This is a genomic window from Citrobacter sp. S46_ASV_140, assembly GCF_018919545.1.
Classification (GTDB): domain Bacteria; phylum Pseudomonadota; class Gammaproteobacteria; order Enterobacterales; family Enterobacteriaceae; genus Citrobacter; species Citrobacter braakii.
On the sequence record NZ_JAHLRC010000011.1, the window covers coordinates 23,167 to 39,035 of the forward strand.

Annotated in this window: 13 protein-coding genes; 4 read left to right on the forward strand and 9 right to left on the reverse strand. The window is 51.7% G+C overall.

Annotated features, from left to right (window positions below; genetic code table 11):
• Window positions 1–20 precede the first annotated feature (20 nt).
• The 9 genes from bamA to rpsB all read right to left on the reverse strand — a co-directional run bounded on the left by bamA (window position 21) and on the right by rpsB (window position 10,464).
• On the reverse strand, window positions 21–2,435 hold the full coding sequence (gene bamA, locus KQJ19_RS05410) for an outer membrane protein assembly factor BamA (protein ID WP_016151764.1): 2,415 nt from the start codon (window positions 2,433–2,435) through the stop codon (window positions 21–23).
• 29 nt (window positions 2,436–2,464) lie between these two features.
• Window positions 2,465–3,817, reverse strand: a complete 1,353-nt coding sequence (gene rseP / locus KQJ19_RS05415) for a sigma E protease regulator RseP (protein ID WP_016151763.1) — start codon at window positions 3,815–3,817, stop codon at window positions 2,465–2,467.
• Between the two features lie 11 nt (window positions 3,818–3,828).
• Window positions 3,829–4,686 carry a phosphatidate cytidylyltransferase gene (gene cdsA, locus KQJ19_RS05420; RefSeq protein WP_016151762.1) on the reverse strand — a complete coding sequence of 286 codons (858 nt, stop codon included), beginning with the start codon at window positions 4,684–4,686 and terminating at the stop codon, window positions 3,829–3,831.
• A 12-nt stretch (window positions 4,687–4,698) separates the two neighbouring features.
• Window positions 4,699–5,457 (reverse strand): (2E,6E)-farnesyl-diphosphate-specific ditrans,polycis-undecaprenyl-diphosphate synthase, encoded by a 759-nt coding sequence (gene ispU, locus KQJ19_RS05425; protein WP_003018543.1) that lies wholly within the window; start codon window positions 5,455–5,457, stop codon window positions 4,699–4,701.
• Between the two features lie 312 nt (window positions 5,458–5,769).
• Window positions 5,770–6,966, reverse strand: coding sequence for a 1-deoxy-D-xylulose-5-phosphate reductoisomerase (gene ispC / locus KQJ19_RS05430; protein WP_049281543.1), 1,197 nt, complete (start codon window positions 6,964–6,966; stop codon window positions 5,770–5,772).
• 218 nt (window positions 6,967–7,184) lie between these two features.
• The gene (gene frr, locus KQJ19_RS05435) at window positions 7,185–7,742 is read right to left on the reverse strand and encodes a ribosome recycling factor (RefSeq protein ID WP_016151760.1); all 558 of its coding nucleotides are present in this window, start codon (window positions 7,740–7,742) and stop codon (window positions 7,185–7,187) included.
• Window positions 7,743–7,881: 139 nt separating this feature from the next.
• Complete coding sequence (gene pyrH, locus KQJ19_RS05440) at window positions 7,882–8,607, reverse strand: UMP kinase (RefSeq protein ID WP_005132114.1); 726 nt, start codon at window positions 8,605–8,607, stop codon at window positions 7,882–7,884.
• A gap of 145 nt (window positions 8,608–8,752) precedes the next feature.
• Entirely contained in the window at window positions 8,753–9,604 is an 852-nt protein-coding gene (tsf, locus tag KQJ19_RS05445) for a translation elongation factor Ts (RefSeq protein WP_003018551.1), read from the reverse strand.
• Window positions 9,605–9,738: 134 nt separating this feature from the next.
• Window positions 9,739–10,464 (reverse strand): 30S ribosomal protein S2, encoded by a 726-nt coding sequence (rpsB, locus tag KQJ19_RS05450; protein ID WP_016151758.1) that lies wholly within the window; start codon window positions 10,462–10,464, stop codon window positions 9,739–9,741.
• A gap of 449 nt (window positions 10,465–10,913) precedes the next feature.
• Here rpsB and map point away from each other — a divergent pair, with 449 nt between their 5' ends.
• The 4 genes from map (at window position 10,914) to KQJ19_RS05470 (ending at window position 15,847) form a co-directional block, all read left to right on the forward strand.
• Window positions 10,914–11,708: a type I methionyl aminopeptidase gene (gene map, locus KQJ19_RS05455; RefSeq protein WP_016151757.1), complete on the forward strand. Its 795-nt coding sequence runs from the start codon at window positions 10,914–10,916 to the stop codon at window positions 11,706–11,708.
• A 114-nt stretch (window positions 11,709–11,822) separates the two neighbouring features.
• Window positions 11,823–14,495 (forward strand): bifunctional uridylyltransferase/uridylyl-removing protein GlnD, encoded by a 2,673-nt coding sequence (gene glnD / locus KQJ19_RS05460; protein ID WP_016151756.1) that lies wholly within the window; start codon window positions 11,823–11,825, stop codon window positions 14,493–14,495.
• A gap of 31 nt (window positions 14,496–14,526) precedes the next feature.
• Window positions 14,527–15,351: a 2,3,4,5-tetrahydropyridine-2,6-dicarboxylate N-succinyltransferase gene (gene dapD / locus KQJ19_RS05465; protein WP_003829186.1), complete on the forward strand. Its 825-nt coding sequence runs from the start codon at window positions 14,527–14,529 to the stop codon at window positions 15,349–15,351.
• 109 nt (window positions 15,352–15,460) lie between these two features.
• Window positions 15,461–15,847 (forward strand): DUF3461 family protein, encoded by a 387-nt coding sequence (locus KQJ19_RS05470; RefSeq protein ID WP_003018562.1) that lies wholly within the window; start codon window positions 15,461–15,463, stop codon window positions 15,845–15,847.
• The last annotated feature ends 22 nt before the right edge of the window (window positions 15,848–15,869 follow it).

The following is a 15,869-nucleotide window of genomic DNA, read 5'->3' on the forward strand; positions in this document are numbered from 1 at the left end:
CATTCCTTTGCGAAGAACAATTACCAGGTTTTACCAATGTTAAACTGGAACTGTTCCGCTTTGTCTCCATCGTACTTCTTGAACGGCTGGGCGTAGGAGAAAACCAACGGCCCCAATGGGGACATCCATTGTAAAGCGATACCCGCTGACATACGGATATTGTTCGGATCGCTGTAGTCCGGATAACCAGAGTACTTAGCTGAATCCCAGTTCGTATCCCAAACGGTACCCATATCCCAGAAGAATGAGGTACGAACCGAGTTGGCATACTTGTCGCTGATAAACGGCGTCGGGGTAATAAATTCCAGGCTGGCGACAGCCATGGCGTTACCGCCTACCGCATCATCCGATTTACACGGTGAAGTATTGGTGGCGTCACATTCGTTATCGTAATCGCTATCGTTGTTATAACGATTAGCCGGTAAATAGACAGCCTTTGGACCGATGGTGTTGGACTGGAAACCACGCACGGTGCTGGAACCACCGGCATAGAAGTTCTCGTAGAATGGCATCTCTTTGCTGCCGATGCCGTCACCATAGCCCCACTTCGTGCGACCCAGAACAACCCATTTGTGATCGTCATCGATCGGCACATAGGTCGCGGTATCCAACGTCGCTTTGTAGTATTCGTTGTCAGAACCCGGAATGGTTACTTTACCGTTCAGGTTGACACGCGTACCTTCCGTTGGGAAGTACCCACGGTCCAGCTTGTTATATGTCCACCCATAGTTGAAGGTGAAATCGTCTGATTTAAAGCTATCAGCGTCAGGATCCTTACCCATTGAAACCAGATAACGTTGCATTGCAACCTGTGGATCCATGTTAGACAAGGAGTTATGCACATAACCCACACCCGCACGCAAGGTGTTGTATTCGTTGATCGGGAAGCCGAGCGTTGCGTCAGTACCATAACTTTTGTTGGTATAGTCGGACAGGTCTGCATCATCCGCTTTAAAGTCATTGTAGAAAACGCGACCACCAAGGCTCACCCCATCAACGGTGAAATATGGGTTGGTGACAGACAACTCAGTATAGGTCTGATAGTCGTTTTTGGTGCCGTTGATGCCGACTGAATAACCGGTACCTAACCAGTTATCTTGCTGAACGCCAGCCTGGAAGCTCACGCCGCTTTCAGTACCGTAACCAACGCCGAAGTTAAAGCTACCGGTGTTACGCTCTTTGACCTTATAGACCACATCAACCTGATCCGGGCTACCCGGTACACGCTGAGTATCGGTATCGACAGTTTCAAAGTAACCCAGACGGTTCAGACGCTCTTTACCCTGATCGACCAGATCGCTACCCAACCAGGCACCTTCCATCTGGCGCATTTCGCGACGCAGAACGGAATCTTTAGAGGTGTCGTTACCTTCAAAACGAATCTTACGCACGTAGAAACGGTTACCTGCATCCACGTTTACGCGTAATTTAACGGTTTTGTCGGCGTCGTTGATTTCAGGTTGCGACTGTACGCGCGGATAGGCATAGCCATAGCGACCCAGAAGCTTCTTGATATCATCTTCCATTTTGGTCACTTTGGTGCCGTTATAGAGTTCGCCTGGCTCGATTTTGGTCAGGGTCTCAATTTCGGCGGAGTGCCCAGCCAGATTACCGCTCACCTGTACCCCTGAAAGCTTGTATTGATCGCCTTCAGTGATGTTAACGGTAATGTAGATACCTTTTTTATCCGGCGTCAGGCTTACCTGGGTGGAATCGATATTGAAGCGAGCATAACCGCGATCCAGATAGTAGCTGCGCAAGGTTTCAAGATCGCCCGCCAGTTTCTGTTTCTGGTATTTACGATCGCCCACCACGTTCCACCACGGCACTTCATCACGCAGTTGGAAGTGAGAGATCAGTTCGTCGGTCGAGAAAGCATGGTTGCCGACGATATTGATCTGTTGGATCTTCGCCGAAACGCCTTCCTGGAAGACCAGCTTGAGGTCAACGCGGTTACGCGGCAACGGCGTTACCACCGCTTTCACACTGGCGCTGTACTTACCGACGCTATAGTAGAAATCTTCCAGCCCTTTTTCGATATCGGCTAGCGTGGTGCGATCCAGAGACTCGCCAACACGCACACCAGAAGCCTCGAGGTTTTGCTTGAGCATGTCATCTTTCACCGATTTGTTACCGGAGAAAGTGATGCTGGCAATCGTCGGACGTTCTTTTACCTGAACCAGAAGGGTATCACCATCGCGCAGGACGCGGACATCCTCAAAGTTACCGGTGGCGAACAGAGCACGAATGGTATTACTGATGTCTTCATCATTAACCGTGTCGCCTGTGCGCACCGGCATACTGAGGAGAGCCGCACCAACGGCGACTCGCTGTAGGCCTTCGAAATGAATGTCCTTCACTACGAACCCTTCAGCACCGTATACGGTGGCGCTGCTAAACAGCAGCGACGCTATGAGCAACTTTTTCATCGCCATCGTTATTATGCGTTCTTCCTAACACTCTCTTACAACCGAGAGAAATCATTGAAAAGTGCAAGCCCCATTAACAACACCAGCAAGATAGAGCCAATGCGATAACTAAAGTCTTGAACCCGCTCGGATACCGGACCGCCCTTCAGCTTTTCAATCGCCAGGAACAGCAGATGCCCCCCGTCAAGAACGGGCAACGGAAACAGGTTGATTATCCCTAAGTTCACGCTGATAAGCGCAAGGAACATCAGGTAATAAATAACCCCGAACTCCGCTGACATCCCAGCCCCCTGGGCGATAGAAATAGGCCCACTGAGGTTGTTCAGTTTTACATCACCGGTAATCAATTTTCCCAGCATACTGACCGTCAGCTTCATCAACTGCCACGTTTTATCCGAGGCTTCGAGGATGGCGCTGAATGGCCCATACTGGCGTACAGTCTTATACTCATCAGGCAGAGGAATAACTTTAGGCACCACGCCCGCAAAACCCTCTGCCTTCCCGTTAACCTGTTTTGAATCTGGGGTTAACGTTAAAGACAAGGAACTTCCTTGTCTTTCAATATCTAGCGCTAACGGCTTATCCGGATTATCGCGCACCAGCGTCACGAACGTCATCCATTGCGTCAGCGGCTGACCATTGACTTTAACGATCCTGTCGCCAGCTTGCAAACCCGCCTTACTTGCAGCGGAGTTTACCTGCACTTCTGACAGCACCGATTCAATCTGCGGACCGCGTGGGCGAATCCCTAAACTGGAAACAGGATCCTCTTTGTCTGGCTCAAATGCCCAATGGCGTAAATCCAGCGTTTTGTCCTGCCGCTGGTTGCTGCCAAACTGCGCCACGCTGAGAGTCGTATGTTCATCGCCAATTTTGGATACCAGTTGTAATCGCACGGCATCCCAATCAGGGGTTTCGATACCATCAACCGCTTTTAGTTCCGTACCCGGCTGAATTTGCGCCTGTGCGGCAATCGAGTTGGGTGTTATTTCACCAACAACCGGACGAACGCCAGGGACACCGATGATAAACACCAGCCAATACGCGAAAATAGCAAAAAGGAAGTTGGCAATCGGACCTGCGGCGATGATGGCTGCGCGTTGTCCAACCGTTTTATTGTTGAAAGCGTAATGGCGCAGCTCCGGTGCGACCGGTTCAGCGCGCTCATCCAGCATTTTGACGTAACCGCCGAGGGGAATCAGGGCGATGACGTATTCCGTACCTGATTTATCGGTACGCCGCCAAAGCGCTTTTCCAAAGCCAATGGAAAAGCGTTCGACGCGGACTCCGCAGCGCCGTGCAACCCAGAAATGACCAAATTCATGCACGGTGATAAGCACACCAAGTGCAACGATGAATGCAGCCAGATTCCAGAGAATACTCAGCATAAGACCATCCGTTAGAGCGTCCTGAATACCAGTAACAACAGGCAGGCAAAGACCGGTACCGCAGCCGTCAGGCTATCAATACGATCCAAAATACCGCCGTGTCCTGGTATTAAGTGACCACTGTCCTTAATACCTGCTTCACGCTTAAACATACTCTCGGTCAGGTCACCCAGCACGGAGGCCAGGGCTGCAACGATGGAGCAAATAAGCAAGGTGACAGGCGCAACCTCAAGATTCGCCCACATGCCATAACCCCATGAGATCACGGCCGCAGTGGCGAGTCCGCCAATAAAACCCTGCCAGGTTTTACCAGGAGAAACCTTCGGCGCCAGCTTATGTTTGCCAAACAACTTACCAAACATATAGGCACCCGAGTCCGCTCCCCAGACGAGGATCATGACATACAGCAGCCATAGCGCGCCACTATAATGATTCTCATCATAGTGCCATGCACGTAGCGCCAGCATTCCCCAAAAGAAAGGGACTATGGTTAACACGCCGAAAATTATGCGTAATGTTTTGGAATTACGCCAGACCGACGCAGAGCCGGGATAAAACAGCACCAGTAACAGCGCCACGACCCACCAGCCCAGCGACGCCCACAGCGATACTTCAACCAGCGGCTGATGAATATTGCGATGGTATTCCGGCAACAAAAATAGCATCAGTGCCAGCAGTAGCCCGCACAAAACAGCCAGCCAGACTCGCTGCGTACGCGTGGTAAAACCGCTTAACTGTCCCCATTCCCAGGCGGCCAGCATACAGACGGCCAGCGTAACAATGGCGAACCCCACCGGCGGCAGCAAAAACAGCGCCGCGATGACAACGGGTATTAAAACAAAAGCAGAAATCAGGCGATACTTCAGCAAAAGCGACCCCCATCAGGCTTTTTCATCACCGGGCTCGGTGCCGCCGAAACGACGCTCACGATTAGCAAAGGCATGCAGCGCACCTTCAAAGTCTTGTTCATCGAAATCGGGCCAGAGAACATCCGTAAAGTAAAGTTCGGCATAGGCAATTTGCCACAACAGAAAATTACTAATTCGATGCTCTCCCCCAGTCCTTATCACTAAATCCACAGGAGCCAGTTCATGCATACAAATTTGCTGCCCCAGCATCTCTTCATCGATTTGCTCTGGACGCAGCAGACCGTCCTGCACCTGTTGTGCCAGTTGTCTGACTCCCTGGACTATATCCCACCGTCCACCGTAATTCGCTGCAATATTTAGCGTCAACCCGGTATTCTGGGCGGTAATCGCTTCTGATTTGCGAATCCGTTCTTGCAAACGTGAGTTAAATCGACTGATATCCCCGATAATACGCAGACGTACGTTATGGCGGTGCAGGTTTTTCACTTCGCTATCAAGCGCCCACACAAACAGCTCCATTAACGCGCTCACTTCCTGCGCAGGTCGGTTCCAGTTCTCACTGCTAAAGGCATACAGCGTTAACGCATCAATACCGTTATTGGCAGCAAAAGAGACAGCCCGGCGGACGGACTTTGCTCCGGCCTTATGTCCAAAGGCGCGAATCTTCCCTTGCTTTTTCGCCCAGCGGCCATTGCCATCCATGATAATTGCTACATGGCGACAACCATGTGCTGGCAAATTTTCGCTTAATGGTTTAGTTGCAGACAACATAACGCGTTTTTAGTCCCTGAAAGGATTATACGGTACTCAGGAATACTGAAGCCTTTTGCGCTTCATCCTTCAGGCTGCTCCTTCGTCGGCTGTGATCTTCGCCCAAGTCACATACTCTTTGTATGCTCCAGGGGACTCATCCACTTGCCACCTTGATGCAACCTGAATGATTTTGTGCATCCACAAAAAAGCCGTGTCAAACCACGGCTTACCCGACCGAAAAAAAACAAATACCCGCGATCGAGTGGCGCAGACTATATCACTGAAGCCCAACGCTAACAAATAGCGCGATTCTCCGAGGAGGGATTATCATCAGCTTGAGCGTCGCATCACTTCTTTTCTGGCGACTTCCCGCGCGATAGCATCAACCTTCAGCACGTCATCAACGCTCTGTGGCTCCTGCAAATCCATCTTATCCAGTACGGATAAATTCAGGTCAGCAATATCGGTAAATCGGATCTGCTGCGCCAGGAATGCGGCAACGGTAATTTCATTCGCTGCGTTCAAAGCGGTCGTCGCCGCCTGCCCTTGCTCAAACGCGTCCATCGCCAGTTTCAGGCATGGATAACGCTGGTAATCAGGTGCGGAAAACGTCAACGCACTGAGCTTGCAAAAGTCGACAGGCTTAACGCCGGACGTCACTCGTTCTGGCCATGCCATCGTATGAGCAATAGGTGTACGCATATCAGGTTCCCCCAACTGCGCCAGAACGCTACCATCCTGATAACGCACCATCGAATGAATAACCGACTGCGGGTGAATCAGCACTTCCATCTGGCCTGCATTGGCATTAAATAACCAACGCGCTTCAATGTATTCCAGACCTTTATTCATCATGGTGGCTGAATCGACAGAGATTTTTCGTCCCATCGACCAATTCGGATGACGACATGCCTGATCGGGGGTCATAGAAACCAGATCGCGCAATGCCGTTTCACGGAAAGGGCCACCAGACCCGGTAAGCAAAACTGATATGACGCCATTTTGCTCAAGGTCAGCGTATCCCAGATTGTGTTGGATAGGTTGCGGTAAACTCTGAAAAATCGCGTTATGTTCGCTATCTACCGGCAAAAGCTGTGCTTTGTGGCGTTGCACGTCGTCCATAAACAGACGCCCGCAGGTCACCAGAGACTCTTTATTCGCCAGCAAAATGCTTTTGCCCGCGCGGATTGCCGCCAGCGTCGGTAGCAAGCCCGCCGCGCCGACAATCGCCGCCATAACCTGATCAACATCATCCAGCGCAGCCATATCACAGGCAGCCTGCTGCCCGCTCATAACCTCAGTACGACTACCCTGCTCCAGCAGAGCTGCTTTTACCAACGCAGCGCTTTTTTCATCGTCCATTACCGCATAGCGAGGAGAAAATTCCAGACATTGCTCAACCATACGGACGACATTTTTACCCGCCACCAACGCAGCAACACGAAATTTTTCCGGGTTATGGCGTACTACATCCAGCGTACTGCAACCAATGGAACCGGTTGATCCCAGGATGGTTAATTGCTTCATCAGACATCCAGAAGAATTTTACTCGTCATATTTCAAGTTGCATGTACGTTGGCTCTCCTCGTTCACCCCTGTCACGCACAGGTGTACGCTCCCGGGGATGCCCTGCGTCGCCGCCTTCCTGCAACTCGAATATTTAGAGTATATAGACAGAAAAAAGCAAAACGCCGCCATCCAGCCTTCTCAGGCCTTCTAAGCGGCGTTTTTAGCGTACAGGCGAATCAGAACTGCATCAGTTCCGTTTCTTTCTCTGCCAGCGCCGCATCAACTTTCTTGATAGCTGCGTCAGTCAGTTTCTGTACGTCGTCCTGAGAACGGCGATCGTCATCTTCGCTGATCTCTTTTTCTTTCAACAACGCTTTCACTTTGTCGTTGGCATCGCGGCGTACGTTACGTACGGCAACGCGCGCGCCTTCAGCTTCGCCACGCACGATCTTGGTCAGATCTTTACGACGTTCTTCAGTCAGCGGCGGCAGCGGAACGCGGATGTCGGAACCCGCAGAGCTTGGATTCAGACCGAGGTCGGAAGCCATAATTGCTTTCTCAACGGCTGGCCCCATAGAACGGTCGAACACGTTGATTTTCAGGGTACGGGAATCTTCAACCGTTACGCTTGCCAGCTGGCGCAGCGGGGTCGGTGTGCCGTAATATTCCACGACAATACCATCCAGCAGGCTAGGAGAAGCACGGCCCGTGCGAATTTTGCTGATTTGGTTTTTGAACGCTTCGACGCATTTGTCCATGCGTACTTCAGCATCTTTTCTGATATCGTTGATCACGTTACGAATCCTTGAAAGCTTGTTTCAGTCAGACCATACCCACCACGCAAGATGTGACAAGTATAGTCTTGATTAATTTTGAGGGACGTATCCCGCGACATTAAAGCGGAATATTACCTGCATTTAGCCGCAACGGGAATTATTCCGTGATTAACGTGCCTTCTTTTTCACCCATAACAACACGGCGCAGCGCACCCGGTTTGTTCATGTTAAAGACACGAATCGGTAATTTGTGGTCACGAGCCAGTGTAAACGCCGCAAGATCCATCACTTTCAGCTCTTTATCCAGTACTTCAGCATAGGTCAACTGTTCGTACATAGTCGCCGTTGGATCTTTAGCCGGGTCAGCCGTAAATACGCCATCGACTTTGGTGGCTTTCAGTACCACATCCGCTTCAATTTCAATACCACGCAGGCAAGCCGCAGAGTCGGTAGTGAAGAACGGATTGCCAGTACCCGCAGACAAAATAACAACGCGGTTGTTACGCAGCAGGCTGATTGCTTCCGCCCAGCTGTAGTTATCACACACGCCATTCAGAGGAATTGCGGACATCAAGCGAGCGTTCACATAGGCGCGGTGAAGCGCATCGCGCATCGCCAGACCGTTCATGACGGTGGCTAACATGCCCATGTGGTCGCCCACAACGCGGTTCATCCCTGCTTTCGCCAGACCAGCGCCACGGAACAGGTTACCACCACCAATCACTACGCCAACCTGGATACCCAGCTCAACCAGCTCTTTGATTTCCTGAGCCATACGGTCAAGGATGCTTGCATCAATACCGAAGCCTTCTGAACCTTGCAGAGCTTCGCCACTTAACTTAAGCAGAATACGTTTGTAGACGGGTTTTGCATTGGTAGCCATGTTTCTTTCCTGAGACTGTCAACGAATGAGATGAATTAATTCCGGCGACATTGTATGTCGCTTTTCAGCATGACCACTATAGCGGTTCGCTGAATTTACAAGCCAGACACAAAAAGAAGCCGCCCTCAGGCGGCTCCTTTAAAAATTAAGACTGCTTGGACATCGCAGCAACTTCTGCTGCAAAGTCAGTCTCAACTTTTTCGATGCCTTCGCCCACTTCAAAGCGGATGAAGCCAGTTACGTCAGCATTGTGCTCTTTCAGCAGCTGACCAACAGATTTGCTCGGCTCCATAACGAAAGGCTGGCCGGTCAGAGAAACTTCGCCGGTGAATTTCTTCATACGGCCTTCAACCATTTTCTCTGCGATTTCTTTCGGCTTACCAGACTGCATCGCGATGTCCAGCTGAACCTGGTATTCTTTCTCTACCACTTCAGCAGAAACGTCTTCCGGCTTAACGAATTCTGGTTTGCTTGCAGCAACGTGCATTGCCAGCTGTTTAACCAGCTCTTCGTCAGCGCCAGTTGCAGCAACCAGAACACCGATACGAGCACCGTGCTGGTAGTTACCCAGAACTTCGCCTTCCAGGGAAGCAACGCGACGGATGTTGATGTTCTCACCGATTTTAGCAACCAGAGCAACACGTTCTTCTTCGAACTGCGCTTTCAGAACTTCAACGTCAGTGATTTTGCCAGCAACGGCAGCGTCCAGTACTTTGTCAGCAAATGCCTGGAAACCAGCATCTTTAGCAACGAAGTCAGTCTGGCAGTTAACTTCCAGAATGAAAGCGATGTTGCCGTCGATTTTGGTTTTGATTACGCCGTCAGCAGCAACGTTGCCTGCTTTTTTCGCCGCTTTGATTGCGCCGGACTTACGCATGTTTTCGATTGCCAGCTCGATGTCGCCATTAGCTTCAGTCAGTGCTTTTTTGCAATCCATCATGCCTGCGCCAGTACGCTCACGCAGCTCTTTTACCAGGGATGCGGTAATTTCAGCCATTCTAAAATCCTCGGAAGATTTGATCTGCCCGGCATGAAACCGCACAGATTTAAAAGTGAAAAAGGGGCCTAAAGGGCCCCTAACCAAACGTGATACTACCTGGTTTATAAGGGGGCTCGAACGAGCGTGCCTTATTATTCAGCTTCTACGAAGCTTTCTTCCGCCTGGGAAGCCAGATCCTGAGAACGGCCTTCACGAACGGTAGTAGCTACAGCGCCCAGGTACAGGGTCACAGCACGGATTGCGTCGTCGTTACCCGGGATAACGAAGTCAACACCGTCCGGATCAGAGTTGGTATCAACGATAGCAAATACTGGGATACCCAGGTTGTTTGCTTCTTTGATAGCAATGTGCTCGTGGTCAGCATCGATTACGAACAGAGCGTCCGGCAGACCGCCCATGTCTTTGATACCGCCCAGGCTGTTTTCCAGTTTCTCAAGCTCACGAGTACGCATCAGCGCTTCTTTCTTGGTCAGCTTTTCGAAAGTACCGTCCTGAGACTGAGTTTCCAGATCTTTCAGACGTTTGATGGACTGACGAACGGTTTTCCAGTTAGTCAGCATGCCGCCCAACCAGCGATGGTTCACGAAGAACTGGTCGCAGTTGTTAGCAGCTTCTTTCACCGCTTCGCTTGCAGCGCGTTTAGTACCAACGAAAAGGATTTTACCTTTACGAGCAGAGATCTTGTTCAGTTCAGCCAGAGCTTCGTTGAACATCGGTACAGTTTTCTCAAGGTTGATGATGTGAACTTTGTTACGCGCACCGAAGATGAACGGCTTCATTTTCGGGTTCCAGTAACGGGTCTGGTGACCGAAGTGAACACCAGCCTTGAGCATGTCGCGCATGGAAACAGTTGCCATGATTAAAACCTCTATATATAAAAGTTGGGGTTAAGCCTCCACGCATCCCATATTACCGACCCCAAAGGGCACCCCGGAATATGTGCCGATACGTGTGTGTTGTTACACAAAGTGAGATTTGTCGCTCCCGTCCATCGTGTGTAGTCTTCAAATGGATCGGAAGTCCGGCGCGCTTTATACCACAAATACGCTACCGACACCAATAATTGTTGGCGGTGCGTGCTGAATGAACGATGAATTTCGTGTTACAGGGAGGCAGCCAATTTTTGCATCTCCGGGAGCCTACATGCAGTAAGCGGCTGGAGTGAGCAAATACAGCCAACACACCTGTGGCACGAAAGGCGAAGTTCAGAATGATTCTCAATTTGGCAGCATGTATGCCGGACTGATACCATTAGCACCACTTAAACAATTATTGCCGATATCATCGGCACTGATGGACAGAATTCATGGCTATCTCAATCAAGACCCCTGAAGAAATCGAAAAAATGCGCGTCGCTGGCCGTCTGGCCGCCGATGTACTGGAAATGATCGAACCGTTTGTTAAGCCAGGCGTCAGCACCGGCGAACTGGATCGCATCTGTAATGACTACATCGTGAATGAGCAGCAGGCCATTTCCGCCTGCCTGGGCTATCACGGTTATCCGAAGTCCGTGTGCATCTCTATTAATGAAGTGGTGTGCCATGGGATCCCGGACGACGCCAAGCTCCTGAAAGACGGCGATATCGTCAACATCGACGTAACCGTGATTAAAGACGAGTTCCACGGTGATACCTCGAAAATGTTCATCGTCGGCAAACCAACCATTCTGGGCGAGCGTTTGTGCCGCGTCACGCAGGAAAGCCTGTATCTGGCGCTGCGGATGGTAAAACCGGGTATTCGCCTGCGCACGCTGGGCGCTGCGATTCAGAAATACGCGGAAGGCGAAGGCTTCTCTGTGGTCCGTGAATATTGCGGTCACGGCATCGGTCGCGGCTTCCATGAAGAGCCGCAGGTCCTGCACTACGATGCAGACGACGGCGGTGTGGTACTGCAGCCGGGCATGACCTTCACCGTAGAACCCATGCTGAATGCCGGTGATTACCGCATCCGCACCATGAAAGACGGATGGACGGTGAAAACCAAAGATCGGAGCTTGTCTGCTCAGTACGAGCATACTATTGTGGTGACGGAAAAAGGCTGTGAAATTCTGACATTACGCAAGGATGACACCATCCCGGCGATCATCACACACGACGAATAATGTTTTGCCTGATGGCGATGCGCCCGCATCTTATCAGGCCTACAAATTGTACTACTTCGTAGGCCGGGTAAGGCGTTCACGCCGTCATCCGGCTTTTTTAATGGGTGGCGCATAATGAATACTCTTCCTGAACAACACGCAAATACTGCCCTCCCCACCCTGCCAGGCCAACCGCAGAACCCCGGAACCTGGCCGCAGCACGATCTCAACTGCCCCGGCATTAAAGCGCATATCGACACTTTCCAGCACTGGTTAGGTGACGCGTTTGACAGCGGGATTTCCGCAGAGCAGCTGATTGAGGCCCGCACCGAGTTTATTGACCAGTTACTGCAACGTCTGTGGATTGAAGCCGGTTTCGGTCAAATTGCCGACCTGGCGCTGGTTGCCGTTGGCGGTTACGGGCGCGGCGAACTGCATCCGCTTTCCGATATTGACCTGCTGATCCTGAGTCGTAAAAAGCTACCAGACGCGCAGGCCGAAAAAGTTGGCGAACTGTTAACGCTGCTATGGGACGTGAGGCTCGAGGTTGGGCACAGCGTGCGCACGCTGGAAGAGTGTCTGCTGGAAGGATTGTCAGATTTAACCGTCGCCACCAACCTGATTGAAACGCGCCTGCTGATTGGTGATGTGGCGCTGTTTCTTGAGCTACAAAAGCATATTTTTAGCGAAGGTTTCTGGCCGTCCGATAAGTTTTACGCAGCCAAAGTTGAAGAGCAGAATCAGCGCCACCAGCGCTATCACGGCACCAGCTATAACCTGGAGCCGGATATCAAAAGTAGTCCCGGCGGCCTGCGCGATATTCATACCCTGCAATGGGTGGCCCGCCGCCATTTTGGCGCCACCTCACTGGATGAAATGGTCGGTTTCGGCTTTTTGACGCAGGCAGAACGTGCCGAGCTGAATGAATGTTTGCATATCCTGTGGCGCATTCGCTTTGCCCTGCATCTGGTCGTTAGTCGTTACGACAACCGTCTGCTGTTTGATCGTCAGCTCAGCGTGGCGCAACGCCTGAACTACGGCGGTGAAGGCAACGAGCCTATCGAGCGGATGATGAAAGACTATTTCCGCGTCACACGGCGGGTCAGCGAACTGAACCACATGCTGTTGCAACTGTTCGACGAGGCGATCCTCGCCCTGCCCGCCGATGAAAAACCACGTCCGATTGATGACGACTTTCAACTGCGCGGCACGTTGATTGATCTGCGCGACGACGACCTGTTTATTCGCAAACCCGAAGCAATATTGCGGATGTTTTACATCATGGTGCGTAATAGCGCGATCAGCGGAATTTACTCCACTACGCTGCGCCATTTACGTCATGCCCGCCGTCATTTAACGCAGCCGCTGTGCTACATCCCGGAAGCGCGTTCGCTGTTTCTCAGTATGTTGCGCCATCCGGGCGCGGTGAGTCGCGGCCTGCTGCCTATGCATCGCCACAGCGTGTTGTGGGCCTATATGCCGCAATGGTCGCATATTGTCGGCCAAATGCAGTTTGACCTGTTTCATGCCTATACGGTGGATGAACACACCATTCGCGTAATGCTCAAGCTGGAAAGTTTTGCTAACGAAGAGACCCGTCAGCGCCATCCGCTGTGCGTGGATCTGTGGCCGCGTCTACGACAGCCGGAGCTGATTCTGATTGCCGCGCTGTTCCACGATATCGCCAAAGGTCGCGGCGGCGATCACTCGGTTCTCGGCGCCCAGGATGTGCTCAAATTCGCCGAACTGCACGGGCTGAACTCCCGCGAAACGCAACTGATCGTGTGGCTGGTGCGCCAGCATTTACTGATGTCGGTTACCGCTCAGCGCCGCGATATTCAGGATCCCGAAGTCATTAAGCAATTCGCCGAAGAGGTGCAAACGGAACATCGTCTGCGCTTTTTGGTGTGCCTGACCGTCGCAGATATTTGCGCCACCAACGAAACGCTGTGGAATAGCTGGAAGCAAAGCCTGCTGCGCGAGCTGTACTTCGCGACGGAAAAACAGTTACGCCGTGGGATGCAAAACACGCCGGATATGCGTGAGCGCGTACGTCATCATCAACTTCAGGCGCTGGCGCTACTGCGCATGGACAACATTGATGAAGAAGCGCTGCACCATATCTGGTCGCGCTGTCGCGCCAACTATTTCGTACGTCACAGCCCAAATCAGTTGGCCTGGCATGCACGTCATCTGCTGCAACACGATCTCAGCAAGCCGCTGATCCTGCTCAGCCCGCAGGCCACGCGAGGCGGGACGGAAATTTTCATCTGGAGCCCTGACCGCCCTTACCTGTTTGCTGCCGTCTGCGCCGAACTGGACAGGCGCAACCTTAGCGTCCACGATGCGCAGATTTTCACCACCCGCGATGGGATGGCGATGGATACGTTCATTGTGCTGGAACCAGACGGTAGCCCGCTGTCGTCAGACCGACACGAAGCGATCCGTTTTGGGCTGGAACAGGCGATCACCCAGCGTAGTTGGCAGCCGCCGCAACCGCGTCGCCAGCCGGCAAAATTACGTCACTTTACCGTCGATACCGAGGTCACTTTTCTGCCGACCCATACCGACCGAAAATCATTTCTTGAGCTTATCGCTCTCGACCAGCCAGGACTGCTGGCGCGGGTCGGGCAGATTTTTGCCGATCTGGGAATTTCGCTGCATGGCGCCCGAATTACAACTATTGGCGAGCGAGTAGAAGATTTATTCATAATCGCCACCGCCGACCGGCGCGCCCTTAATAATGAGCTGCAGCAGGAAGTGCATCAACGGTTGACAGAGGCCCTCAATCCAAACGATAAAGGGTAATGTTTTTATTTATTATGGAAAGAGTTTAACAATGCAGCAGTTACAGAACGTTATTGAGTCCGCTTTCGAGCGCCGTGCCGACATTACTCCGGCAAATGTAGATACCGTAACCCGCGAAGCGGTGAATCAGGTTATTTCTTTACTGGATTCCGGTGCACTGCGCGTCGCAGAAAAGATTGAGGGTCAGTGGGTCACGCATCAGTGGCTGAAAAAGGCGGTCCTGCTCTCTTTCCGTATTAACGATAATCAGGTTATCGAAGGTGCGGAAAGCCGTTACTTCGATAAAGTGCCGATGAAATTCGCCAACTACGACGAAGCGCGCTTCCAGAAAGAAGGTTTCCGCGTGGTTCCGCCTGCGGCAGTGCGTCAGGGCGCGTTTATCGCCCGTAACACCGTGCTGATGCCGTCTTACGTGAACATCGGCGCTTATGTTGATGAAGGTACGATGGTTGATACCTGGGCGACCGTGGGTTCCTGTGCGCAAATCGGTAAGAATGTACACCTGTCCGGTGGCGTTGGTATTGGTGGCGTACTGGAACCGTTGCAGGCTAACCCGACCATCATCGAAGACAACTGCTTCATCGGCGCGCGCTCTGAAGTGGTTGAAGGCGTGATCGTCGAAGAAGGCTCCGTCATCTCCATGGGTGTATATATCGGCCAGAGCACCCGTATTTACGATCGCGAAACCGGCGAAGTGCATTACGGCCGCGTTCCAGCGGGCTCCGTGGTCGTTTCCGGCAACCTGCCGTCGAAAGATGGCAAATACAGCCTGTACTGCGCGGTGATTGTGAAGAAAGTCGATGCCAAAACGCGTGGCAAAGTGGGAATCAACGAACTGTTACGCACCATCGACTAACAGCGATTTGAAAAAGCGGGCTTAGCCCGCTTTTTTTACATCTGCGAGTGGCATAAACAAGGCTTTTCGTTAATTATTCAATGGTTATAGTGAGCTTAAGGGTACCGCTATGTATGACAATCTGAAAAGTCTGGGCATTACTAATCCTGAAGAGATCGATCGTTACAGTCTGCGGCAAGAAGCCAACAACGATATCCTGAAAATCTATTTCCAGAAGGATAAAGGCGAGTTTTTTGCCAAGAGCGTGAAGTTCAAATATCCCCGTCAGCGTAAAACGGTTGTCGCCGATGGCGTCGGTCAGGGTTACAAAGAAGTGCAGGAGATCAGTCCCAACCTGCGCTACGTGATCGACGAACTGGATCAGATCTGCCAGCGAGATCGCAGCGAAGTCGATCTTAAACGCAAGATCCTCGATGATTTACGTCATCTGGAAAGCGTCGTGACCAACAAGATCAGCGAGATTGAAGCCGATCTGGAAAAACTGACGCGCAAATAAGTCGATTGTTGCCTGATAGCGC